The following is a 20814-nucleotide window of genomic DNA, read 5'->3' as shown; positions in this document are numbered from 1 at the left end:
AGTGGTGGTATGCAAAGCGACCCGAGTCCGGAGCGGTTCCGGGAGCTGATGCTTGACGAAGAGCCGGGATTCGAGGACGTTCTCGCGTGCGTGTTCGGCATCCAGCGCCACGAGGTCCGGACCTACCTGACGCTGGTCGACCAGCCTGGCAGTACGGTCGAGGAGTTAGCCGAGTCGCTGGAGCGCGACCGATCGAACGTGAACCGATCGCTGTCGACACTCCGCGAGAAGGGGCTCGCCGAGCGAGAGCGCCGCCTGCTCGACTCCGGGGGCCACGTCTACCAGTACACCGCCACGCCTGTCGACGAGGCGCGCGAGCTGATGCACGAGACGCTCGACGAGTGGACCGCCTACGTCCACGACCGCATCGACGAGTTCGGAGAGTGACTATCGGCGCTGCGAGCCATGCAAGTGACAAACGGTAACCCGATGACACGAGGTAACCTTATCTACTCGCCGTCCCAACGACGCGTATGAGCGAGACCGACGAGCCACTCTCCGTGTGGTGTTCCGGTGAGGAGTGGTGTGCTATTACGGCGACGGCGACCGTTCTGGGCAAAAAGTGGCACCCAGTCATCGTCCACCGGCTGTTCGAGGAGCCACAGGGATTCAACGAACTGAAACGCTCGGTCGACGGCATCTCTTCGAAGGTGCTGTCGGACTCGCTGGAGGATCTCGACGAGTACGGGTTGGTCGAGCGGGAAGTGGTCTCGGAGAAGCCGTTCCGAGTGCGCTACTCGCTGACCGAGCGGGGCCGCTCGCTGGAGCCAGTCATCGAGTCGATGCGGGAGTGGGGCCAAACGCACCTCGCGCCGGCCTGAGTCGCGTCACTCCCACTCTGTGAGTGTGACCGGGGCGTCCGTCCGGAGCCACGCGGCTGGCTTGGAGAGGTCATAGACGACCAGCCCGCCATCTGGCCGGTCGATGGCCGTGAATGAGCGATTGACGACCGGTAGCCCCGCGTCCACCGTGTCGGGCAGGCTCATGGCGACTCCGTGAATTCGATTGGCCATCTGTTAAGCGTTACCACGCCCGGTCGCCGCGTTCATATCGACCCGGGTCCTGGCCCGAGTATGACGATTACTATCGACGCCGGCGAGTTTGACGCCGACGAACTCATCGAGCGACTCCGCGAGGGCGAGCGGGTGGTCGTCCGCACTGAATTTCTGGGTGAGCTTCGCGAGGTCACGCTCCGGTACGACGGCGAGACGTTCTACTGTGACACGCCGACGCGGCTTCACAAGCACGACGATGAGGCGGAGATGCGCGCCTGTATCGAACAGCAAGGGTACGCGGACCCGGACGCATGATTGGACGGGACCGGCCGCTTTTTGCGCGCGCGGTGTCGAACGCCTGTAATGGCTGACCTGACGCTGCCCACCCGCCCCGAGCCGCCTGAGGGCGCCGAGGACGTGTGGCTCCACTGTATCGAGTGTGGACACACCCTCCCGCCGTTCGACGGCGTCGTGTTCACCTGCCCGGAATGTGACGGGCTACTCGAGGTGCGGTACGCAACGTACCCGACGTTCGCAGACTTCGAGGGCGACGAGCGTGTCTGGCGGTACGCCGCAGCCCTCCCCTTCGAGGAGGGCGTCTCGCTTCCTGAGGGCGGGACTCAACTCCACGAAGTCCCGCGCATCGAGGAGTCGGTCGGCGTACGCAACCTCCGAGTGAAACACGAGGGCATGAATCCCACCGGCTCGTTCAAAGACCGCGGGATGACCGTCGGTGTCCGCGTCGCACAGGAACTGGGCGTCGACCGGCTCGCCTGTGCGTCGACAGGCAACACGAGCGCGGCCCTCGCGGCCTACGGCGCTCGTGCCGGTCTTGAGACGCTGGTCCTCCTGCCCGCAGGAAAGGTAGCCGCCGGCAAAATCGCCCAAGCGAGTCTCCACGGCGCGCGCATTCTCGAGGTGGACGGCAACTTCGACGACTGTCTCGACCGGGTACAGGACCTCGCCGAGCGTGGGGAGGCGTACCTCCTCAATTCGCTGAACCCGTTCCGGCTCGAAGGCCAGAAGACGATCGGTCTCGAGATTCTCGAGCGGTTCTACGCCGAGGAAGGCCGGTTCCCCGACCGTATCGTTCTCCCTGTCGGGAACGCGGGCAACACCGCGGCGCTGTACAAGTGCTTCCGCGAGTTAGTCCAGTCGGGCGCACTCGCGCCGGGCGATGTCCCCAAGCTCACGGGCGTCCAAGCGGAGGGGGCCGCCCCGATGGTCGAAGCAATCCGCGAGGGGAACGCGGAGACCCGCCGCTGGCCGGATGTCGAGACCATCGCGACGGCCATCCGCATCGGCAACCCGGTGAACGCACCAAAGGCGCTACCGGGCATCCGCGAGACGGGCGGGACGGCCGTCGCCGTCAGCGACGCGGAAATAACCGACGCTCAACGCGAGCTCGCGGGCGAGGGAGTGGGCGTCGAGCCAGCCAGCGCCGCCTCGCTGGCCGGGCTGCGCAAGCTCGCCGACGCTGGCGAGGTGTCGGCCGGCGAAGACGTCGTCTGTCTCACCACCGGCCATCTGCTGAAAGACCCCGACGCCGCTGCAAAGGCGGGCAGCGAGCCAGAGCCGGTGCCCAACGACACAGACGATATTCTTGCACACCTCGCCGGCAAGGACGTGGACGGGGGGTTGCTCGGGCGGCTCCGTCGGTTACTGTAGCTCCGCTACGGCGTCCGTCCCGTTCAACTCGATATACGTAATGTCAAGGAGACGCTCGTCGGCGAGCAGCTTCTCGCGAGCTTCCGGGGGAATGGGCTGGTCGACGTTGTAGACGGTAACGGCCTCACCGCCGATTGTCTCGCGGGCGTTGTACATCCCTGCAATATTGATATCGTACTCGCCCATCACGCTCCCGATTTTCCCGATGACGCCCGGTTCGTCGGTGTTACGCGCGACGACCATCTTCCCGCCGGGGATGGCGTCGACCCGGTAGCCGTCGATGCGGACGATACGAGGGTCATCGCCGGCGAACAGTGTCCCGCAGACCGACACCGAGTCGCTGTCGCCCTCGACGGTGACGGTAACGAGACTCTGGAAGTCGGCCGACTGGCGTCGCTTCGTCTCCGAGACGTCGATACCCCGCTCCTCGGCGATTCGGCCAGCGTTGACGCTGTTGACCTGGAGTTGTGAGGGCTCGAAGACGCCCTTCAGCGCATAGGCCGTGACAAGGTCAACGTCCTCCTCGGCGATATCACCCGCGTAGGTGACGTCGACGCCCTCGATACGGCCGTCAAGTAGCTGGACGGCGATGGTGCCGGCCGTTTCTGCGATATCGATGTACGGCTCGACGCGAGGGAATGCCGCCTCGTCCATCGAAGGAGCGTTGAGCGCGTTCACCACTGGCTGGCCGGCGAACGCCGCGAGTACCTGCTCGGCCGTGGAGGTAGCGACGTGCTCCTGTGCAGCGCTAGTGGACGCGCCCAAGTGGGGCGTCACGACGACGTCTTCGACATCGAGCAGCGGTGAGTCGGCTGGCAGTGGCTCCTCACCGAATACGTCAATTGCTGCGCCCGCCAGTACACCGTCCTCGACGGCCGCCGCCAGCGCCGGCTCGTCGACGATGCCGCCGCGGGCGCAGTTGACAACGTAGCCGCCCTCCAGCTGTGCGAGTTCCTCCTCTCCGATGAGGTTCTCCGTCTCTGGCGTCAGCGGCGTGTGGATGGTGAGAAAGTCCGCCCGCGCGAGTGTCTCGTCGAGGTCGGCGAGTTCGGCACCAATCTGGTCGGCTCGCTCCTCGGAGATGTACGGATCGTAGGCGACCAACTCCATCCCTAGCGCGGCGAGTCGCTTCGCGACCTCCTGACCGACCCGGCCGAGTCCAACGACACCGAGCGTCTTGCCGTTCAGTTCTGTGCCGAGGTAGTCGCCCTTCGCCCACTCGCCGTTCTTCAGCCGGATGTGCGCCTGTGGCACCGACCGCGCGGTGGCGAACGCCATCGCGACGGTGTGTTCCGCCGCTGCGCGGACGTTTCCCTCGGGAGCGTTCGCGACGATGACGCCATGGTCGGTGGCCGCCTCGATGTCGATATTGTCGACGCCGATGCCGGCTCGGCCGACGATGACGAGGTTCGAGGCGGCCTCAAACAGCTCGCGAGTCACCTCGGTCCCCGAGCGGACGATGAGCGCGTGAGCGTCGGCAACGGCCTCGAACAGCGCATCGCCCGCGAGGTCATAGCCCGTCTCGACGCCGTGGCCCGCCTCGCGGAGCCGTTCGAGACCGGCATCGGCGATAGGGTCGGTGACGAGTACCTTCATATCCGGGAGGCCGGGCGGCCCGTGGTTAACCCTTTCTTCCGTGACACCGTCGCCGGCCGGCGGCGGGTTTGATAAGCCTCCAACGGTTCCGTTCGGACAGATGCCCTCCGACTCCCCGCTTGAACCAAGCGCAGTCGAGCAGGGACGACCGTCCTCATCGTTGGCCCGTCGATGACCGACAAGCGCGGGCTCGTCTTCGAACTGCTGTCGGGCAGCCCCGACCAGTCGGCCGTCGTTGCAACCACCAAGGCCGACGCCGCCCGGGTTCGCCGGGAATTCCCCGGGGACAACTGGTCGCTGTCGGTCGTTGACTGCGTGAGCCAGGGCGGCTTCGGAAGCGCCCGCGAAGACGACGTGACCCGCTACGTCTCAACGCCCGCCGACCTGACAGGGCTGGGCATCGCTCTCTCCGGATTCATGCAGGATTGTTACCACGACTCTACCCGGCGCCGTACGCGTGTCGGTATCCACTCGCTGTCGACACTGCTGATGTACGCCGACATCCGCCGGGTCTACCAGTTCGTCCACACGCTCACCACGCGGGTCCAGTCGGCCGGTTTCGCAGGCGCGTTCGCCCTTGACACCAGTGCGGGCGACTCGGAGACCCGCGAGCGGCTCCTCCAGTTGTTCGACGCCGCCGTGGAGACACGCGAGACCGACGCGACGACACAGCTCCGGGTGCGTGGCGGTGACTTTGGCCCCCGACCATGGACCGAGTATAACCCGTGAGCTACCCCGTCTTAGTCACTTGGCTTCGCCTCGCCCCTTGCGGAAGGCGACGCAGCGGGTGAACTACCCCTGCCTACTCGCCGCCGTCGGCGGCTCCTTAAGCGAGGGGGCTTAGCGCCTGCATTCAGCTAATTCCAGTCAATCGTCGAGATACTGGTTCGCGAGGTCGACGATAGGCGACGCCTCACGATCGAAGGTGAACACGAGCCCAGACCACTCCCGGACCGGAAAGTGGGCGACGATGACACCCTCGTAAAACCGCATTACCGCCTCTAACGACCCAAAGTCCCGAAGCGGCGCCTCCTCTGGCGGGTCGCCGTGGCCTTTCAATACGAGCGTGCCGATACGCTCCTCCAGCTCTGCATCCGTGTACCGCTCGCGAACGTCCTCGCGGACGTAGACAGCGTCGTACTCTTCGCCGCTGTAGCGGACCGCCAGCCGAAGGGAGGCGTCGGGGTGGTCACGCAGCGCGGAGACGAGCCCGCGCACCTCTGAATCGACGTCGGCGAGGTCACCCTCGTACTCGGCCAGCTCCTCGTCGAGATCCTCTGGGTCCGTGGCGGGCTCTTCCACACCACCCGGTTCGACGCGGCGGGCATAAACACACGGGGACCGCACGGTTCATGCCGGTCCCGAGCAGATGGCGAGTATGCTCGTGGCCTTCGACTTCGACGGGACGCTCTCCGACTCCGAGATGACTGTCCTACTGGGCGACCGACAGGGAGTCGCAGATGAGATGGCCGCTATCACCGAGCGGGCGATGAACGACGAGATCGACTATGCGACATCGCTGCGCGAGCGGGCGGCCCTGCTCAAGGGGCTTCCGGAGGAAGCGGCCGCGGCTGCATTCGACGAGGTGCGGCTCCGCGAGGACGCCGCCGCCGTTATCGACGCACTCCGAGCGGCTGGCCACACTGTCGCGGTGCTTACAGGCGGGTTCGAGCGCGGGGTCGAGGCGGCGCTCGCGCGGGCTGGCACCACCGTCGACGCCGTTGTCGCTAACCGGCTTCCCGTCGTCGACGGCGAACTCACCGGCACCGTCGAGGGGCCACTCATCGAAGGAACAAAAGACGACGCCCTCGAGCGACTCTCGACGGAGTACGGTGTCCCCGTCGCAGACACCGTCGCGGTCGGTGACGGAGCCAATGACCTCCCGATGCTCGAGGCCGCGGGACTCGCTGTCGGGTTCGCGCCCAAACCGGCCGTCGCGCCCGCCTGTGACGTCACGGTCGACTCCATGGCCGCCCTTGAGACGCTGCTTGCCGACCGCGGGCTCGTTTAATACCCAACGTCGGGGTTTATTTATCTCCCCAGCATCATTTTAATAGATATGTTCGCAGAGAGAGAACAAAATGCGCTCGTCGCCATCTACTCGGATCGCTTCGGCGAGCCATTCACAACCGACGAGGTGTACGGTTACTGGCTGTTCGTCGCCGGTACCGTCGTCGCGGTGCTCGGGATGGCGCTGTTCCTCGTGTCGATGGGCGCCGGCCGGTCCGGAACCCGCGAGGTAGCGTACCTGCTCGCTGGGAGCGGCCTCGTCGCCGCGCTGGCCGGGCTCGTCGTCGGTCAGTCGTTTCACGGGCGGTACGAGGCGGATGCCCCGACCCTTGCGGTCGGGGAGGAAGCCGACACCAGATGAAACAAACCACGCTCAATGCCGAGGCCGACTCCCACACGTAACCTTTCATTAGCCAACAAACGTGAGTGTGAACGACGGATGGACGACGCGCCACGACGCACCGTGCCGATCAGACTCGACGTGCCCGGAGAGCGTCGTGACGACCTCCACCAGACCAAAGACCAGTTCATCTACTGTGCCAACCGCACCAGCGAGTGGGCGTGGCGTTACGACGACCTCTGCATCACCAGCAAAAGCAAGGCCGAAAACGCTCTATACGACGAGTTGCGCGAAGAAACTGACCTCACCGCCAACCTCGTCCAGAAAGGCATCCGTCGCGCCATCGACGCCGTCCAAAGTGGCGTCGAGAAACTGAAGCAAGGCGAAAACACGAGTCAACCTGAGTTCGACTCGTGGAGCGTCGTGTACGACAAGCGGAGTGCAACGTTCAACGACGACCACGCCACGCTCTCCACGCCGAACGGCAGAGTCACCTGCGAGTACGTCCTCCCGCCTGAAGACAACCGTGAAGACACGCCGTTCGACAGGTACTACGAGAGCGACGACTGGGACGCCTCAAGTGCCACGCTCCAGTACGACAAGCAGACCGACACGTTCTACCTGCACGTCACGCTGAAGAACCCCGACTACACAGTTGACGGAACGGAACGCCAAGAAGCCAGTCACGATGATGATGGTGCCGAGAACGGAGTGGTTCTCGGCGTGGACTTGAACGTGACCGGCGCGTTCGCCGTCACCTCCACGGGCGAGTTCATCGGCAGTGCAGACTACCTCGCCCACAAACGCGACCAGTACGAACAACGCTGCGCACGCCTGCAACAGACGGGGACACGGTCGGCACACCAAACGATTCAGTCCATCGGCAGCCGCTTCTCGGATTGGTCGCTGGACTGGCTCCACAACCGCGCCAACGATCTTATCGCGGAAGCCCACGCCGCGGATGTGGACGGCATCATTTTCGAGAATCTCGACCACATCCGCGAGAACATCGCCAACGGGTCAAAGTTCCAACAGTGGGCGTATGCGACGTTCATAGAACTCGTGGAGTACAAGATCGAATCCACGGCGTTGTTCGTTGACTTCGTAAATCCGGCGTACACGAGTCAGCGGTGTTCGCACTGTGGGTTTACCCACGAGGACAACCGCGACGACAAGCAGTTTGCGTGTCAGGACTGTGGGTATGCGGTGAATGCGGATTACAACGCGGCGAAGAACATCGCCACCCGGTACTGCGGGCATATCCATCGCGGGCAGACGTCTCGCGGTGGATGGGCCACCAGTCAACTGGCCCTCAAGTCAGGGACGTTGACCGTGAACGGCGACTACACGCCTGCCCAATTGGGGTGAAGTACCTCGGGGACAAGCCCCGAGGCTCCACCGTTTTTGTCCGTGCCGTCCAGAAACGGACGGATGGACACAGGCGAATTTAATTCCCCTCGACCTCCTTCTCCCGAAGTCGGTTGGAATTAACACCCGAACACCCCGCTGGTGTCCGTGAGGGTCGGTCGCTCCACCACGACCCGACAACTCCTGTCGCACCGCCAGTGGCGGGTTTTGAGAGGAGTCGCATTTCCAATCTTTCTAACGAGCGTTTCACATTAAGGTCTTTAATGTCCGTCACGGTCGTTAATCCACGATACGAGAAGTGGTAAATTAAAACCTTTTGACGGGCTTCACCCTCGGGGTCAAGCCCCGAGGCACTCGCCCTACTCAGCCTGTAGAACGGGAGTCCACTGACAAGCCTCGGGGCGTGACCCCAAGGCGGTTGACCGACGCGCCCGCCTATTCGTCTACGTGGGCGTGCTCGTGGCGTTGGCCGCGATGGCGTGGTTCCTGACTGTCTTCCCGCAGGGATGGCGGCTCGCCTCCGGGAGCGCACAGGGCGTCGTTCTCCTGTACGTGGTCGGTGTTGCGTTGATCACTCTGGCGGGCGCGCTCGCACCCATCTCGGTCGGTCAGTCGGCTGCCCGCCGACGCATTGAGCGTGAACTGGCGGCCGCGCGGGCTGACGACGAGACCGACGCGGCGACCATCGCTGACCGCGAGGCACGCGTCGAGGAACTGGAGACGGAGCTTGAGGCGGCCCACGCCCATGCCGAGCGGCTGGCCGACAGCAGCGCAACCTTCGATGTCTACCGCGACAAGTCGGGCAAATGGCGCTGGCGACTCGTCCACCGCAACGGCAACATCATCGCGACCTCCGGCGAATCGTACGCGAGCGACTGCAACGCCCGCCGCGGGATGCGCAGCGTCCAGCGAAACGCGTTCGACGCAGCAATTGTCTGGCAGCGCGATGAGCAAGAGCCTGCCCCCGAGCCCGACCCGGTCGCCGAGGCACCACAGGCGACGATTGAGCTGTACCGCGACGAGACCGACGAGTACCGCTGGCGGCTCCGCCACAATAACGGCGAGATACTCGCGGCCGCAACGCGAGGATTCTTCTCGCGTGGCGCCGCCGAGACCGGCGTCGAGACGGTGCAGGCAACGGTCGGCCCCGCTGATTACCTCAAGTTCGACCCTGCGGGCGTCGAGGTGTACGAGGACGCCGCCGGTGAGTATCGCTGGCGGCTCGTCCACCGCAACGGGAATATCCTCGCCGACTCCGGCGAAGGGTACGCCTCCCGGTCGAACGCCCGGCGGGCCGCGGATCGGTTTCAGGAACTCGCCAGCGACGCCGAGCGAGACGCCGAGACAGGCCCCCGATTCGAGACGTACGAGGATGCCGCCGGCGAACACCGCTGGCGGCTCGTCGCGGCCAACGGCGAATCCGTTGCCGACTCCGGCGAGGGATACACCGACCGGTCGGCGCTCGCGGACGCGATTGACCGGGTACGCGAATACGCCCCGGAGGCCGACCGGCTAACGGTGACGACGGCTGCTGTCGAGGTGTACGAGGACGCCGGCGGCGAGTACCGTTGGCGGCTCCGCCATCGAAATGGCACAATCCTCGCAACGTCTGGAGAGGGGTACACCTCGCGATCCGGCGCAATCGAGGCGGTCAACGGCGTCAAGCGCCACGCGCCCAACGCCCCCGTTGAGCGGCTGGATTCCGATGTCTGACACACGTCGTTCGGTCGTCGTACGAGAGTTTTTGCTGTTCCACGTGAAATGGAGGGGTAGATGCGGCTCCTCGCACGACCCCTCGCATTCGTCGGTGGCTGGCTGAGCGACCACCCTCTGCGGCTGTCTGGTGGCCTCGCTGCCCTCGGCGGAACCACCGCAGCGTATCTCGCCGCTGGCCCGACGCCGACGGCCGCCGACCTGCTCGCGTTTGCAACGGGCCACCCCGCATACGCCGCGGCTATCCTCGTCGGTGTTGCGACACTGCTGTTCGTTGACGGTTAGTCCAACTTCGCCTCGAGCTCGCGTATCTTTCGTGCAACCGCCTCGCGGTTCTCGATGTTGGCCGTCCGCTTCTGGATTCGGAGGAACCGCAGACGCGCGCGGAGCTCCGCGTCGCTCGGCTCGTCGCCGCCCTGTTTGTCCTCGCTCACGCATCTGTTACGGAGGGGACCCTCGTAAGCGCTGTCCGGACGCTTTAGTGTAGTCCCCACTTCCCCCCGGGTATGTCACCGCCGTTGTCCGTCCGCGATCTGATGAGCACGGACGTCGAGACAGTGGGGCCGGCTGCGCTACTGCGTGCCGTCGCCGAGCACCTCTATGGTACGGGCGTCGGCTCGGTGGTCGTGACGGATGACGAGGGCGTTCCCGTCGGCATCGTTACCAGTCGGGATCTGAGCCAAGCCGTCGCCGAAGGAGCGAACCTGGATCAAGAGCGGGTCGCCGGCACGATGACCGAACAGTTGGTCACTGTCGGCCCCGACACGACTGCCGGCCAAGCGGCCGCGACGATGCGTACCCACGCGGTCCACCATCTCATCGTCCTTGAGAATGATGGGCTAGCGGGCGTACTGACGGCGACAGACCTCGCGTACGCACTCCCGCATCTCGAGGAGACAGACCGCCAGCCAACGGTGCCCCCGGTCGACCCCGGTGAACTGTACGACGCGACCGACTGGCGCTTTGAGGGCCGGAGCACCGACTCTCCCGTCGACGCCGGCGAGGCGACGCTGGCGGTTGGAGAGACGTTCGGCTTCGAAAAGACGCTCTCGGACGCCGATGTCGAGGCGTTTGCAAAGGCGTCCGGCGACACGAATCCGCTCCATCTCGACGACGAGTATGCCCGCGAGACGCGGTTCGGTGGCCGTATCGCCCACGGTCTGCTCACCGCGGGCGTCGTCTCAGCGGCTGTCGCGCGACTCCCTGGCATGATAATCTACCTCGGCCAGGACTGCGAATTCACCGCTCCCGTCCGCCCCGGTGAGCGCGTGCGTGTCGAATTGGAGGTGGTCGAGTCGCTAGGTGACGGTCAGTTTAGACTCCAGACATTAGTGATCGACAGCGACGAGCGGGTCGTCCTCGACGGCGAGGCGCGCGTGCTCGTTGACGAACAGCCCTAACGGGGAACGGACTCGTTCTCGCGGTCGGTCGTGTTCGGGAGCCGCTCAGGGCGGCGGTAGTCAAAAGTGCGGGGCGCGTTGGCGGCGGTGACGGCCCGCTGGTCGTTCCAGCGCGTCTCGTCAACGCGGGTCGCTGTTCGGCTGCCGGGGCGTGCTTGGGTGGGTGTTGTCGTGCTCATCTGGGGTGGGAAGTGGTCGGTCGGGTGCTGTACGCGGGACGGGAAGAACTAGCAACGAAGCGGGTGTACAGCGAGCATCCTTACCTATCACGATGAGCGGGTCTGTAATGAATGTTCCTGTTCGTACATGGTCGTTCATGTGGGTCATTGGCAAGCGCCACAACCAGCCTCTACGGTCGGGCACGTGCCGTGAGAGCGTGGGGCCCAGAAGATGGATCACAGCGATCCGAGGGACATCTTTCTTCGAGGCGAGAATCCCGTCGTTTACAGGCGGTCCAAGGCGAATGCTACGGGGCTTGACCCCGAGGCGGTTCACGCTGAGGAGGCGGTCACACTGGACTGAACAACAGCAACGCCACGGCCGTCGCGATGAATCCCAGCTTCAGCGTCGTGTTGACGAGGATGACCTTCGAGCCAAACTCGGCACCCCAGATACCGTACTGGAACGGAATCGACCGCTTGAACGTGGAGACAGCAAAGGAGACGATACCGCCGACGAGCATCGTCGCGACGGCCTCACGGGGGGTGAACGTGCCGGCAGGCAGCGACGAGAGGAACAGTGCCCCGTTGGTCGTATCGAGCGCGAACACGGCGACCACGGGGAGGGCCGCCCCCGGCAGCCCCAACACCGCGACAAGCGGCTCGGCCGCACTCGTCGCCCGCGTCACGTCAATATTCGCTGTTAGCACGGCAACGATGGCGTAGATTCCAGCCAGCCGCGGGAGAATCGACCGCGTCTTCTCATAGCCAGTGCGCGCGGCGTACGACAGTTTTCCGCGGGTGGTCTCGGGATACTCGCGGCCAACGCCGCCGCCATCAGCTTCGACCGGCATCGCGGACCCGCGCCCGTCGGGCGTTGAGAGGAGGAGCGCGCCGGCGAGCACGCCCGCGAGCGTGATTGCGAGCGCGATTGCGGCCCGTGACCCGACATACAGCAGCCCAACCTCCACCCCGAGGATCGGAATCAGAACAGGAGCGTAAAAGGTGAAGATATGCTGGACGAAGCCGAAGAACGTGTTCACCGTCACGGCGACGAGCGTCGCGCGGTCTGACAGCCGACCGGCCTCACGGAAGTCTGCCAACATCCCGTACCCGGCCGTCGTAGAGGCGGCAGTCGTGACGATGGCCGACCCAACCTCGTCGGGGAGGTTAGCTGGCCGGGTGAGATACTTCGACCCACGGGCAATCTGTTCGATGAGGCCGAAGGCGACGAGCAGGTTCGCAAGGCTCACCCCGACGGCGATGAACACCGCAACCGTCAGCACCCGCCGTCCGACTGCCGGCAGGACGCTCCACACCTCCCACATACTCCCGTGGATGACCGGGAGCAACTAAGCTTCACTCCTCGGGGCTTGACCCCGCGGCGATTTACTCCTCGGGACCGAATGACTTCCCCGACCGGGTGGCAGTACGGTTGTGGAGCCGGATGCCCGCGGCAAGCGGCGCGGCCAGCAGCCCGCCGATGACACCGGCGGCGCCGAGTCCTTGCCAACTCAGCGTCTCGCGGGGCCCCTCGCCGACCAAGACGACTCCACGCATCCCACGATCGCCGTATTTTGTACACTCGTACGTTGAGAGTCCGTCGCCGCCGAATTCAACGGCGTAGCTGTACCCCGCACCGGCGACCTGCCGTGACTCGTAGCCCAGCTCGGGGTCGACTACGTCGTAGCGGCGCGGACCGACCCACTCCCAGCGGACCGTGGTGCCTGGCGAGACATGGACGGCCGCCGGCTCAAACGCTAGCGGCCCGCCGTTCCCCTCGGCGCCCACTTTTATAATCACCTCCTCGCGGCCACGACGGTCAACGACTCCGTCGTAGTTGTCTGTCTCCGAGAGCCAGCCGTCGAACGAGCGGGCGGCATTCGATTCCTCGCCGCCTCCGCCCGCTGCTGGCGTCGGCGTCACTTCGCCCGGGAGCTGGACGGATACAGACCCGACCACGACGGCACCGCGCATCCCCATCGCCCGGTGGGGGCCACAGTAGTAGCGGGTCACACCCGTCGACTCAAACGTGTGTGTGAATGTCGCCCCCTGCGAGTTGTGGAGATCAGACTCGAAGGCACCGTCGCTCGCGACCACGTTGTGTGCGCCACCTTTTCCGGTCCACTTCCAGCGGACGGTCGTGCCAGGATCGACGCGGACGACCGGTGGTCCGAATCCAAACGCGCCACCGTTCCCCTCGGCGCCGACCGTCACGACCACCTCCTCGCGGCCACGACGGTCGACGACGCCATTGACGCCGTCCGTGTCCGCGAGCCACTTTGTCAGGTCGACCGATTCCGCGGCGGTCGGTCGGGCCGCGAGGCCGACGCCCGCACTCCCGGCAGCCAGCGCCGTCACGAATTCGCGTCGCGTCGGCATAGTTACACCTCGTAGCCGGCGTACTTCATCAGATTCGCGAACAGGTCCGTCTTCATGGCTGACTCGTACACAATCCCCGTCAGCATCCCGCCAGGGTACGAGCCGCCGTTGCGGACGTGATCGACCTTGTGACAGTGCATCAGGTAGATGCCCGGGTCGGCGTCGGCCTCGAACTCGACGGTGTACCGCTCCGCGGGGCCGATGGATTGAGTGTCACGCGCGTACTGAGCGGCCTCGGGCACCGGCGAGCCGTCGCGCTCGACGACCCGGAATCGGTGGTTGTGGGTGTGCAGCGGGTGGCTCATGAACCCCGCGTTGGTCCAGTGGACTCGAACGGTGTCGCCCTGCTTGACGATGATGGGGCTGCCGTCCTCTGGGTGGAGCGTCCGTGGGGCACACTTCCCGTTGACAGTGAACACATCTGGCCGACGGTTTGTCAGATCGAAGCTCACGTCCTCGCCAGCGAACTGCCGAGAGAGCCGACTATCCCAGTCTTTCACCGTCATGAAGTACTCCTTGTCAGCCGGCTCGTAGCCTTCCGGGTCGACCCGGAGCGTCCCGTACATCCCCATCTCCATGTGCCGTGGCGTCTGGTAGTGGCAGTGGTAGATGTGGGTGCCCGGTGTGTTCGCGGTAAACTCGTAGGTGTGTTTCTCACCGCCCTCGACGGTAATGCCGGTCGTCGTCGGCACGCCGTCGTTCTTCCACGTCTTTTGGATGCCGTGGACGTGGAAAGTGTGGGGCATACTCATCCCGGTGTTGTCGAGGGTCACCTCGAAGCTGGTCCCCTCGGAGACGCGCAAGACTGGACCTGGTACCGACGGCGTGCCGTCGTCTGCCTGCCACGCCCACACGACCGGCAGTTCGACTGGGCCCCCCATCGTGTCGCCCGGATGGGCTGCGTGGGCTGCCTTCACCGTCCGGAGCGTTACCGAATTCCCCTGCTCGTTGAGGTCGACAACCTCCGGCGGACCCGTGGTGGGCAGACTCGTCGCCGTCCCAGTCGCCGTCGTCCGAGTTGCGCCCCGCTCCTCAACAGTGGGCTCTGTGGTGGTCGTGCAGCCGGCTGCCGCGCTTGCGCCGACCGTCCCGGTCGCAGCCACGAACTCTCGTCGCGTGATGCCGTCCCCCGGTGCGCCGATTGGTGGCGTCATATCTCCTGGTTCACACAGGCCTCTTGTATCCCCCACCGGCGAGTCCCACCGCGCGACGATACAGCGAACGTGTTCGGCTCTGTGTTTAAGTACCCTCCCGCGCGGCCGCCGCGCCTTCGGCAGGGTAATGTACTGCGACCGGTGACCTCTGGCCGAGGGGAGATGGCACGCGCACGCCTCCAAGTAACACCGCCGCCCGACTTCTGGGTCGGACGGCTCACGCGCGACGAATCCGCCAGACTCCGGATCCGGAGCGCGACGCTCGGCGATCCGGCGGCGTTAGTAGTCGACCTCATGGCCCCCGACATGCTCCCGACGGCGACCGCAGCCCTCGCCGATGCCCCTGACGTGGTCGGACTGGATATTCTCGACCGTGAGGCTGACCGCGCGCTCTGTCGCGTCCAGACGACGACAACAGAGCCACTATCGGCGGCTGCGGCTGCGGGCACCCCACCGGCGTTCCCGTTCGTCGTCGCTGACGGCGTCGCCCAGTGGACGGTGCTTGCCCCCAACGAGGCACTGTCAGCGCTGGCCGACCGGCTCGACACGGCCGGACTTGCCTTCGAGGTGCAGGAGGTGACCGCGAGCGTCGAACCATCGAGACCGCTCACGCCCCGCCAGCGGCGCGTCGCCCGCGCAGCCGTCGACTGTGGCTACTACGAGACGCCCCGTGACTGCTCGCTCACCGACCTTGCGGACGCGCTCGGGCTCGCCAAATCGACCGTCAGCGAGACGCTCCGGCGGGCGGAAGGACAACTGCTCGCGGACCACCTCGCCTCTGGAGGTGACCAGCCGTGAGTGCGTTCGGCGACGAGGACCCCGACATGGAGGCCGTACTTGCGGCCCTAGAGGACCCGGACTGTCGCGACGTGCTCCGGGCGCTTGAGGAGCCGCTCACCGCTGACGAGGTCGCGGCGGCGTGTGACATCCCTCGATCAACGGCCTACCGGAAGTTGGACCTGCTGGCGGAGGCCTCGCTCGTCGAGGAGTCGACGGATGTGCGCGCGGACGGCCACCACGCGACGCAGTATAGCCCGGACTTCGAAGCGGTCCACGTGCTGTTCGAAGACGGTGAGTTTGACCTCGACGTCGACCGGCCGGCACGCGGACCCGAACAGCGGGTTGCGGAACTGTGGCAGGAGGTGCGAGACTCGACATGACACACCCACTCGTCGTGGCGGCGCTGAAGACGCTCACACTCGCGCTCGGCGCCGTCATCACGTACTACAGCTACAAGGCGTATCGGCGAACGGACGCGGAGTCGCTTGGCGCGCTCGCGCTTGGCTTCGGCATCGTCACCCTGGGGGCGTTCCTCGCCGGCGCGCTCGACACGCTCGCACCCGTTCCGCGGCAGCTCGCCTTCGTGGTCGAGAGTGCGTTCACCGCTGCCGGCTTCGCCGCTATCTTCTACGCGCTGTTTGTCGACCGCGATGGCTGACTCCCCGGAGGTCAAGTGGACCGCTCTCATACAGAGCGTGTGAATCGTGAAGACGTGCGCCGCGCGTGGGACGATGTAAGCCGGACGTACGCCGAGCGGCGTGACCCCGATGGGAGCGATGCCGACCTCATCGACGACCTGCTTGCAGCGGCACCGCCCGACCCTGCGGTTCTCGACATCGGCTGTGGTGACGGAGCGCGTACCCTCGCTAACCTGCCGAATGAGAGCGTCGGTATCGATGTCTCGCGGGTCGGGCTCGGACTCGCTCGCGAGACGGTTCCCGGAGCGCAGCTCGTCCAAGGAGATATGCTACAGCTCCCGTTCGCGAGCGACCGCTTCGACGCACTCTCCGCCTACCACGCTGTCTTCCACGTCCCTCGCGAGGCCCATCCTGCCGTCTACGAGGAGTTCGCCCGCGTACTCCGACCCGGTCGAACAGCCCTGCTGACACTCCCCGGCGGCCGGTTCGAGACTGTCCGCCGTGGCTGGATGGGCGGCGAGATGTTCTTTTCTGCGCCGGGCCGCGAGCGCACGCTCGCTCAGTTGCGCGCGGCCGGCTTCACCGACCTTCGTACGGAGACGGTGACTGACCCACTGGGCAGCGACTCGGAGATGGTTTTTGCAACGCTCGCGAAGTGACGCCCGTCCCGTTCAGTCGTCATCTGCGGTCTTGATATCCGCGCTCAACCCTTGTGCCATCTCGATATCCGTGGAGTTGTTGAGCGTCCAGGCAGTCCGTTCGGTGACTGCCTCGATGACCTCGCGGGCGGAGGGGTAGCCATTGCCTGACTTCTTGACGCCGCCGAATGGGAGCTGCACCTCTGCGCCGATGCACGGCAGGTTCCCGTAGGACAACCCGACCTCCGCGTGGTCGCGGTAGTAGTTGATCTGCCGGTAGTCCTCCGAGATGACTGCCCCCGCCAGCCCGTAGTCGGTGTCGTTGTGAATCTCGACAGCCCGCTCGATGTCGCCTGAGTACTCCAGCAGGGCGACATGGGGACCGAACACTTCCTCGTGGGTACACCGAAGCGGGGCGTCGGGGTCGGCCTCGTAGACGAACGGCCCGACCCAGTTGCCGTCCTCGTGGCCGTCGGGTATCTCCGCTGGATCGAGCTCTGTCCGGTCGACGAGCACGTCCACCCCTTCCTCGCGGGCGAGCTCGTTGTACCGGGTCACCTTCTCGACGTGCTCCGGCTCGATGAGTGGCCCCATGAATGTGTCTTCCTCGAGGGGGTCACCGACCGCGACGGACTCGGCGACCTCGACGAACCGGTCTTTGAACTCGTCGTAGATGGCTTCGTGGACGATGAGCCGCTCGCTGGAGACACACCGCTGCCCGGTCGTCTTGAACGAGGACATCACCGCCGAGTGGACTGCGATATCGAGATCTGCCTCGTCCGTGATGACGATGCCATTCTTACCGCCCATCTCGCAGGCAGCCAGCTTCCCCGGCTGTTCGGCCACTGTCTGAGCCACCTGCTGGCCCACCTCCGCCGAGCCGGTGAACAGCACTGTGTCGACCCGCTGGTCTTCGACGATAGCCGCACCGGCGTCGCCGAACCCTTGGACCATATTGAATACCCCGTCAGGGATGCCGATGTCGTCGAACATCTCGGCGATTACGTGCCCGCACAGTGGCGTCTGCTCGGCGGGCTTCCACACCACCGTGTTCCCCTCAATCAGCGCGACGGCCATGTGCCAGAACGGGATGGCCACCGGGAAGTTCCACGGCGTGATACAGCCAACGACCCCTCGAGGCTTCCGACGCATGTAGGCGTCTTTCTCGGGAATTTCGCTTGGGACGACGTCTCCCTTCGGGTGGCGAGCGTCACCAGCGGCCCACTCTACCATGTGCCACGCCTCGGTCACGTCGGCCTTCCCCTCGCTTATCTCCTTGCCACACTCCCGGGTGACGATCGTCCCAAGCTCCTCGTGGCGGTCGCGGAGTTCGTGGTAGATATCCCATAGGTACTCCGCGCGGTCGATACGACTGAGCGCGCGCCACTCCGATTCAGCGGCCTCTGCGGCCGTGAGCGCCTGGTCGACGTCCGACTCGGTGCCACGTCGGAACGTCCCCAATGTATCGCCCGTCGCCGGGTTCGTCGACTCGAATGTCTCCCTGCCGGTGCCGTCGGTCCACTCACCGTCGATGTAGTGGTCGTGTGTCGCTTCCATATCCCCCCTCCGTGACGCTCCCACAAACCTCTCACCCCTGACGGTGTGTAAAGAGGTAAGTTGGCGGCGTGTGAACAACTCCCACGCATGAGCGACACCCGCGCAGTGTTCGAACACCACGTCGACGCTTTCGGCGAGCAGGATCTCGAAGAGACGATGGTCGACTACACCGACGAATCGGTCGTCGTCACCAACGACGGCACGTTCCGCGGCCGTGAGGAGATAGAAGAGTTGTTCACTGGGCTGTTCGCGGAGTTTTCCCTGCCGGGGACGACGCTGACGGTCGACGAGATGACTGTCGAGGGCGACTTTGGCTACCTATTGTGGCACGCCGAGACCCCCGACAATGTCTACGAGTTCTGCACCGACACATTCCACATTCCGGATAGAACTATCGAGTTCCAGACGTACGCAGGCAAAACCGAGCCGAAAGACTGACTCAGAGATCTTTTCCGCCGTTGGCGTCGATGACCTCGCCGGTGATGAACGATGACCGCTCGCTGGCGAGGAAGGCAACCACGTCGGCGATCTCTTCGACGGTACCCAGCCGGCCGAGTGGGGTGTCTTCGCGGAGTCTGTCCTTGATTTCCTCGGGGATGTCCTCGACCATCCGGGTCTGAATGAATCCCGGCGCGACACAGTTGGCCGTTGTTCCCGTGGGCGCCAGTTCGAGTGCGAGTGTCCGCGTGAACCCGAAGATGCCTGCTTTTGCCGTCGCATAGTTTGCCTGCCCAAAGTTCCCTCCCTTGCCGATGAGACTCGAGATATTGATGAGCCGCCCCTCGTCTGCGTCCGCGAGATCGTCATAGAACGTCTGCGTGCAGTGGAAGGCACCGTCGAGGTGGACATCGAGGACTGTATCCCACTCCTCGTGACTCATCTCTGTGAATCGGACGTCCTGAGTGATGCCTGCGTTGTTCACCAGCACGTCAATCGGACCGAAGGCGTCGTGGACCGTCTCACGCATCTGCTCGACCTCGTCGGGCATCGTCACGTCCGCCTGCACAGCGATGCCGGCGCCACCGGCCTGCTCGACCCGCTCGACGGTCTCCTCGGCCGCCTCGCGTGACGACCGATAGTTCACCGCCACCTCCCATCCGCGCTCGGCGAACTGCTCGGCGATACCGCGTCCGATACCCGTGGACGATCCCGTGACGACGCAGGTCTTCGGCTGCACAGTCACGTGGATTGGAAACGAGTGGCAAAAAAGTGGCTGGTCTCTGACCTACCCCGACTCACCGGGGAGAGCCGGCTCCGGCGCCTGCAGCACCGCAATGATGCCGCCGGCCGCTAGCACGCCGCCGAGCCAGAATGCCGCTGTCCACGAGATGGTACCGATGAGCCACCCCGCGGCGACCGGCGCCGCGAGTGACCCCGCGATTGACAGCGTCATCAGCACTGCAAGGCTCGTCCCGCCGGACTCTGGCGGAGATACCTCTTCGACGTACACGTAGAAGACCCCCGTTCCAAGTTGCGAACCAAGCCCTGCAAGCAGCAGCGCGGCTGCCAGCCCGGCCGTCGATGTGGCCAGCGCCGCGCCCGCCAGCGCCGGCACGACCAGCAGGAACGCCGCGATTATCACGGGCCGCCGGCCGCCGACGCGGTCAGAGAGCCAGCCGCCGCCGGGCCGCGCAATCAGCCCCACCGCCGGCAGAAGTGCAGCGAGCGTCCCCGCCGTCCCGAGGCTGACACCCACCTCTTCCGTTGCGTACGTCGGCATCCACGAATTGAAGAAGACGAATAGTGCGTACGCACAGAAGCTGCTCGCGGCCACTGCGAGCACCTGCCGGTCGCCCAGCGCCGCGGCAAACCCGGCAAGCGACAGCTGCGTCTCATTGCGCACTGGCCCACGCAGGGCGAGGCCGAACGGAACCAGCCCGACCGCGGTCACGAGCGCATAGGCAGCCACCGCCGCCCGCCAGCCGACCAGTTCGGTAAGCCGCGGGCCAGCCGCCTGCGCCAGTGCCACGCCCGCTGGCGCGCTCGTCACGAACAGGCTCGTTCCGAGTGCGCGGCGTGCCGGCGGAAACGCATCGCTCACAATGTTGGCGTTGGCCGTCCAGAGCACGACGGCAGCCGTCCCGCCGACGAACCGAGCCCCGAGAAACGTCGGATACGTCGGCGCGACGACGCCCGCCAGCGCCGCCACCGCGAACACGCCCGCGCCGCCCCACACTAACCGCCGGTTATCGTACCGGTCCATTAGGAGCCCCCCCGGGATCTGGAGGGTAACCCACCCGAAGAAGACGACACTAATAGCTAATCCGGCCGCCGCCTTGTCGATGCCGAACGCCTCGACGACGAACGGGACGATACTGGCGGTGCCGAATAGGTAGGCGTTGAATCCCGTCGAGACGAGGAAACAGCCCGCGAGCACGAACCAGGCCCGCCGCATCCGCGTGTTCACGACCCGGTCT

The 20814-nt window shown here is 65.3% G+C and carries 27 protein-coding genes; 16 read left to right on the top strand and 11 right to left on the bottom strand.

All coding sequences use genetic code 11. The annotated features are described in order from the left end of the window. The first annotated feature begins 9 nt into the window (after positions 1-9). Together ABEJ63_RS12235 and ABEJ63_RS12230 are read left to right on the top strand one after the other, a co-directional pair. Complete coding sequence (locus ABEJ63_RS12235) at positions 10-387, top strand: helix-turn-helix domain-containing protein (RefSeq protein ID WP_375796655.1); 378 nt, start codon at positions 10-12, stop codon at positions 385-387. Positions 388-473: 86 nt separating this feature from the next. Further along, positions 474-821, top strand: a complete 348-nt coding sequence (locus ABEJ63_RS12230; protein ID WP_375796654.1) for a winged helix-turn-helix transcriptional regulator — start codon at positions 474-476, stop codon at positions 819-821. 6 nt (positions 822-827) lie between these two features. On the opposite strand, the gene ABEJ63_RS12225 is transcribed toward ABEJ63_RS12230, so the two are convergent. Further along, positions 828-986, bottom strand: coding sequence for a hypothetical protein (locus ABEJ63_RS12225; protein ID WP_375796653.1), 159 nt, complete (start codon positions 984-986; stop codon positions 828-830). Between the two features lie 87 nt (positions 987-1073). Between ABEJ63_RS12225 and ABEJ63_RS12220 the strand changes: the two genes are divergently transcribed. Both ABEJ63_RS12220 and thrC read left to right on the top strand, forming a co-directional pair. Then, positions 1074-1310: a hypothetical protein gene (locus ABEJ63_RS12220; RefSeq protein WP_375796652.1), complete on the top strand. Its 237-nt coding sequence runs from the start codon at positions 1074-1076 to the stop codon at positions 1308-1310. A gap of 48 nt (positions 1311-1358) precedes the next feature. Continuing rightward, a complete protein-coding gene (gene thrC / locus ABEJ63_RS12215; RefSeq protein WP_375796651.1) occupies positions 1359-2663 on the top strand; it encodes a threonine synthase in 1305 nt (434 codons plus the stop codon). Here the strand turns inward: thrC and serA are convergent. After that, the gene (gene serA, locus ABEJ63_RS12210) at positions 2655-4259 is read right to left on the bottom strand and encodes a phosphoglycerate dehydrogenase (RefSeq protein ID WP_375796650.1); all 1605 of its coding nucleotides are present in this window, start codon (positions 4257-4259) and stop codon (positions 2655-2657) included. The genes thrC and serA overlap by 9 nt on opposite strands. Positions 4260-4430: 171 nt before the next feature. Here serA and ABEJ63_RS12205 point away from each other — a divergent pair, with 171 nt between their 5' ends. Beyond that, positions 4431-4988 carry a recombinase RecA gene (locus tag ABEJ63_RS12205; protein ID WP_375796649.1) on the top strand — a complete coding sequence of 186 codons (558 nt, stop codon included), beginning with the start codon at positions 4431-4433 and terminating at the stop codon, positions 4986-4988. Between the two features lie 138 nt (positions 4989-5126). Here the strand turns inward: ABEJ63_RS12205 and ABEJ63_RS12200 are convergent, their stop codons facing one another. Further along, positions 5127-5561, bottom strand: a complete 435-nt coding sequence (locus ABEJ63_RS12200) for a hypothetical protein (protein WP_375796648.1) — start codon at positions 5559-5561, stop codon at positions 5127-5129. A gap of 76 nt (positions 5562-5637) precedes the next feature. Between ABEJ63_RS12200 and serB the strand changes: the two genes are divergently transcribed. The 5 genes from serB to ABEJ63_RS12175 all read left to right on the top strand — a co-directional run bounded on the left by serB (position 5638) and on the right by ABEJ63_RS12175 (position 9975). Continuing rightward, the gene (gene serB / locus ABEJ63_RS12195) at positions 5638-6270 is read left to right on the top strand and encodes a phosphoserine phosphatase SerB (RefSeq protein ID WP_375796647.1); all 633 of its coding nucleotides are present in this window, start codon (positions 5638-5640) and stop codon (positions 6268-6270) included. A 48-nt stretch (positions 6271-6318) separates the two neighbouring features. Beyond that, positions 6319-6630, top strand: coding sequence for a hypothetical protein (locus tag ABEJ63_RS12190; RefSeq protein WP_375796646.1), 312 nt, complete (start codon positions 6319-6321; stop codon positions 6628-6630). Positions 6631-6708: 78 nt separating this feature from the next. Next, on the top strand, positions 6709-7977 hold the full coding sequence (locus ABEJ63_RS12185; protein ID WP_375796645.1) for an RNA-guided endonuclease InsQ/TnpB family protein: 1269 nt from the start codon (positions 6709-6711) through the stop codon (positions 7975-7977). Positions 7978-8424: 447 nt separating this feature from the next. Beyond that, a complete protein-coding gene (locus tag ABEJ63_RS12180) occupies positions 8425-9690 on the top strand; it encodes a YegP family protein (RefSeq protein WP_375796644.1) in 1266 nt (421 codons plus the stop codon). Positions 9691-9750: 60 nt separating this feature from the next. Then, positions 9751-9975 (top strand): hypothetical protein, encoded by a 225-nt coding sequence (locus ABEJ63_RS12175; RefSeq protein WP_375796643.1) that lies wholly within the window; start codon positions 9751-9753, stop codon positions 9973-9975. On the opposite strand, the gene ABEJ63_RS12170 is transcribed toward ABEJ63_RS12175, so the two are convergent. After that, positions 9972-10124: a hypothetical protein gene (locus ABEJ63_RS12170; RefSeq protein ID WP_375796642.1), complete on the bottom strand. Its 153-nt coding sequence runs from the start codon at positions 10122-10124 to the stop codon at positions 9972-9974. The genes ABEJ63_RS12175 and ABEJ63_RS12170 overlap by 4 nt on opposite strands. Before the next feature lie 72 nt (positions 10125-10196). Between ABEJ63_RS12170 and ABEJ63_RS12165 the strand changes: the two genes are divergently transcribed. After that, a complete protein-coding gene (locus ABEJ63_RS12165; protein ID WP_375796641.1) occupies positions 10197-11090 on the top strand; it encodes a MaoC/PaaZ C-terminal domain-containing protein in 894 nt (297 codons plus the stop codon). Here the strand turns inward: ABEJ63_RS12165 and ABEJ63_RS12160 are convergent. The 4 genes from ABEJ63_RS12160 to ABEJ63_RS12145 all read right to left on the bottom strand — a co-directional run bounded on the left by ABEJ63_RS12160 (position 11087) and on the right by ABEJ63_RS12145 (position 14784). After that, complete coding sequence (locus ABEJ63_RS12160) at positions 11087-11269, bottom strand: hypothetical protein (RefSeq protein ID WP_375796640.1); 183 nt, start codon at positions 11267-11269, stop codon at positions 11087-11089. The genes ABEJ63_RS12165 and ABEJ63_RS12160 overlap by 4 nt on opposite strands. Positions 11270-11598: 329 nt before the next feature. Next, on the bottom strand, positions 11599-12576 hold the full coding sequence (locus ABEJ63_RS12155; protein WP_375796639.1) for a nucleoside recognition protein: 978 nt from the start codon (positions 12574-12576) through the stop codon (positions 11599-11601). Between the two features lie 61 nt (positions 12577-12637). Continuing rightward, the gene (locus tag ABEJ63_RS12150; RefSeq protein ID WP_375796638.1) at positions 12638-13630 is read right to left on the bottom strand and encodes a halocyanin domain-containing protein; all 993 of its coding nucleotides are present in this window, start codon (positions 13628-13630) and stop codon (positions 12638-12640) included. A 2-nt stretch (positions 13631-13632) separates the two neighbouring features. After that, complete coding sequence (locus tag ABEJ63_RS12145; RefSeq protein ID WP_375796637.1) at positions 13633-14784, bottom strand: multicopper oxidase domain-containing protein; 1152 nt, start codon at positions 14782-14784, stop codon at positions 13633-13635. A gap of 162 nt (positions 14785-14946) precedes the next feature. On the opposite strand from ABEJ63_RS12145, the gene ABEJ63_RS12140 reads away from it, so the two are divergent. The 4 genes from ABEJ63_RS12140 to ABEJ63_RS12125 are packed head-to-tail and all read left to right on the top strand — an operon-like array spanning position 14947 to position 16861. Further along, on the top strand, positions 14947-15582 hold the full coding sequence (locus ABEJ63_RS12140; RefSeq protein ID WP_375796636.1) for a helix-turn-helix domain-containing protein: 636 nt from the start codon (positions 14947-14949) through the stop codon (positions 15580-15582). After that, the gene (locus tag ABEJ63_RS12135) at positions 15579-15944 is read left to right on the top strand and encodes a helix-turn-helix domain-containing protein (RefSeq protein ID WP_375796635.1); all 366 of its coding nucleotides are present in this window, start codon (positions 15579-15581) and stop codon (positions 15942-15944) included. The genes ABEJ63_RS12140 and ABEJ63_RS12135 overlap by 4 nt, the downstream gene beginning before the upstream one ends. Next, positions 15941-16222, top strand: a complete 282-nt coding sequence (locus tag ABEJ63_RS12130; protein ID WP_375796634.1) for a hypothetical protein — start codon at positions 15941-15943, stop codon at positions 16220-16222. Before ABEJ63_RS12135 ends, ABEJ63_RS12130 begins: the two co-directional genes overlap by 4 nt. Positions 16223-16261: 39 nt before the next feature. Then, positions 16262-16861, top strand: a complete 600-nt coding sequence (locus ABEJ63_RS12125) for a class I SAM-dependent methyltransferase (RefSeq protein ID WP_375796633.1) — start codon at positions 16262-16264, stop codon at positions 16859-16861. 12 nt (positions 16862-16873) lie between these two features. On the opposite strand, the gene ABEJ63_RS12120 is transcribed toward ABEJ63_RS12125, so the two are convergent. Next, a complete protein-coding gene (locus tag ABEJ63_RS12120; RefSeq protein WP_375796632.1) occupies positions 16874-18397 on the bottom strand; it encodes an aldehyde dehydrogenase family protein in 1524 nt (507 codons plus the stop codon). 87 nt (positions 18398-18484) lie between these two features. On the opposite strand from ABEJ63_RS12120, the gene ABEJ63_RS12115 reads away from it, so the two are divergent. Further along, positions 18485-18835 carry a nuclear transport factor 2 family protein gene (locus ABEJ63_RS12115; protein ID WP_375796631.1) on the top strand — a complete coding sequence of 117 codons (351 nt, stop codon included), beginning with the start codon at positions 18485-18487 and terminating at the stop codon, positions 18833-18835. A gap of 1 nt (position 18836) precedes the next feature. Here the strand turns inward: ABEJ63_RS12115 and ABEJ63_RS12110 are convergent, their stop codons facing one another. Next, on the bottom strand, positions 18837-19580 hold the full coding sequence (locus ABEJ63_RS12110; protein ID WP_375796630.1) for a beta-ketoacyl-ACP reductase: 744 nt from the start codon (positions 19578-19580) through the stop codon (positions 18837-18839). A 42-nt stretch (positions 19581-19622) separates the two neighbouring features. Then, entirely contained in the window at positions 19623-20804 is a 1182-nt protein-coding gene (locus ABEJ63_RS12105) for a nitrate/nitrite transporter (RefSeq protein ID WP_375796629.1), read from the bottom strand. Positions 20805-20814: the final 10 nt, after the last annotated feature.

This window comes from Halosegnis sp. (genome assembly GCF_042216475.1).
GTDB lineage: Archaea > Halobacteriota > Halobacteria > Halobacteriales > Haloarculaceae > Halosegnis.
This window is presented reverse-complemented; position numbering and strand designations above follow the sequence as displayed.

Excerpts from the sequence above, each read along its gene's own strand:
- ABEJ63_RS12235 (WP_375796655.1), top strand. The coding sequence starts at position 10 with ATGCAAAGCGACCCGAGTCCGGAGCGGTTCCGGGAGCTGATGCTTGAC.
- ABEJ63_RS12230 (WP_375796654.1), top strand. The coding sequence starts at position 474 with ATGAGCGAGACCGACGAGCCACTCTCCGTGTGGTGTTCCGGTGAGGAG.
- ABEJ63_RS12225 (WP_375796653.1), bottom strand. The coding sequence starts at position 986 with ATGAGCCTGCCCGACACGGTGGACGCGGGGCTACCGGTCGTCAATCGC.
- ABEJ63_RS12220 (WP_375796652.1), top strand. The coding sequence starts at position 1,074 with ATGACGATTACTATCGACGCCGGCGAGTTTGACGCCGACGAACTCATC.
- thrC (WP_375796651.1), top strand. The coding sequence starts at position 1,359 with ATGGCTGACCTGACGCTGCCCACCCGCCCCGAGCCGCCTGAGGGCGCC.
- serA (WP_375796650.1), bottom strand. The coding sequence starts at position 4,259 with ATGAAGGTACTCGTCACCGACCCTATCGCCGATGCCGGTCTCGAACGG.
- ABEJ63_RS12205 (WP_375796649.1), top strand. The coding sequence starts at position 4,431 with ATGACCGACAAGCGCGGGCTCGTCTTCGAACTGCTGTCGGGCAGCCCC.
- serB (WP_375796647.1), top strand. The coding sequence starts at position 5,638 with ATGCTCGTGGCCTTCGACTTCGACGGGACGCTCTCCGACTCCGAGATG.
- ABEJ63_RS12190 (WP_375796646.1), top strand. The coding sequence starts at position 6,319 with ATGTTCGCAGAGAGAGAACAAAATGCGCTCGTCGCCATCTACTCGGAT.
- ABEJ63_RS12185 (WP_375796645.1), top strand. The coding sequence starts at position 6,709 with ATGGACGACGCGCCACGACGCACCGTGCCGATCAGACTCGACGTGCCC.
- ABEJ63_RS12175 (WP_375796643.1), top strand. The coding sequence starts at position 9,751 with ATGCGGCTCCTCGCACGACCCCTCGCATTCGTCGGTGGCTGGCTGAGC.
- ABEJ63_RS12165 (WP_375796641.1), top strand. The coding sequence starts at position 10,197 with ATGTCACCGCCGTTGTCCGTCCGCGATCTGATGAGCACGGACGTCGAG.
- ABEJ63_RS12160 (WP_375796640.1), bottom strand. The coding sequence starts at position 11,269 with ATGAGCACGACAACACCCACCCAAGCACGCCCCGGCAGCCGAACAGCG.
- ABEJ63_RS12155 (WP_375796639.1), bottom strand. The coding sequence starts at position 12,576 with ATGTGGGAGGTGTGGAGCGTCCTGCCGGCAGTCGGACGGCGGGTGCTG.
- ABEJ63_RS12150 (WP_375796638.1), bottom strand. The coding sequence starts at position 13,630 with ATGCCGACGCGACGCGAATTCGTGACGGCGCTGGCTGCCGGGAGTGCG.
- ABEJ63_RS12145 (WP_375796637.1), bottom strand. The coding sequence starts at position 14,784 with ATGACGCCACCAATCGGCGCACCGGGGGACGGCATCACGCGACGAGAG.
- ABEJ63_RS12140 (WP_375796636.1), top strand. The coding sequence starts at position 14,947 with ATGGCACGCGCACGCCTCCAAGTAACACCGCCGCCCGACTTCTGGGTC.
- ABEJ63_RS12130 (WP_375796634.1), top strand. The coding sequence starts at position 15,941 with ATGACACACCCACTCGTCGTGGCGGCGCTGAAGACGCTCACACTCGCG.
- ABEJ63_RS12120 (WP_375796632.1), bottom strand. The coding sequence starts at position 18,397 with ATGGAAGCGACACACGACCACTACATCGACGGTGAGTGGACCGACGGC.
- ABEJ63_RS12115 (WP_375796631.1), top strand. The coding sequence starts at position 18,485 with ATGAGCGACACCCGCGCAGTGTTCGAACACCACGTCGACGCTTTCGGC.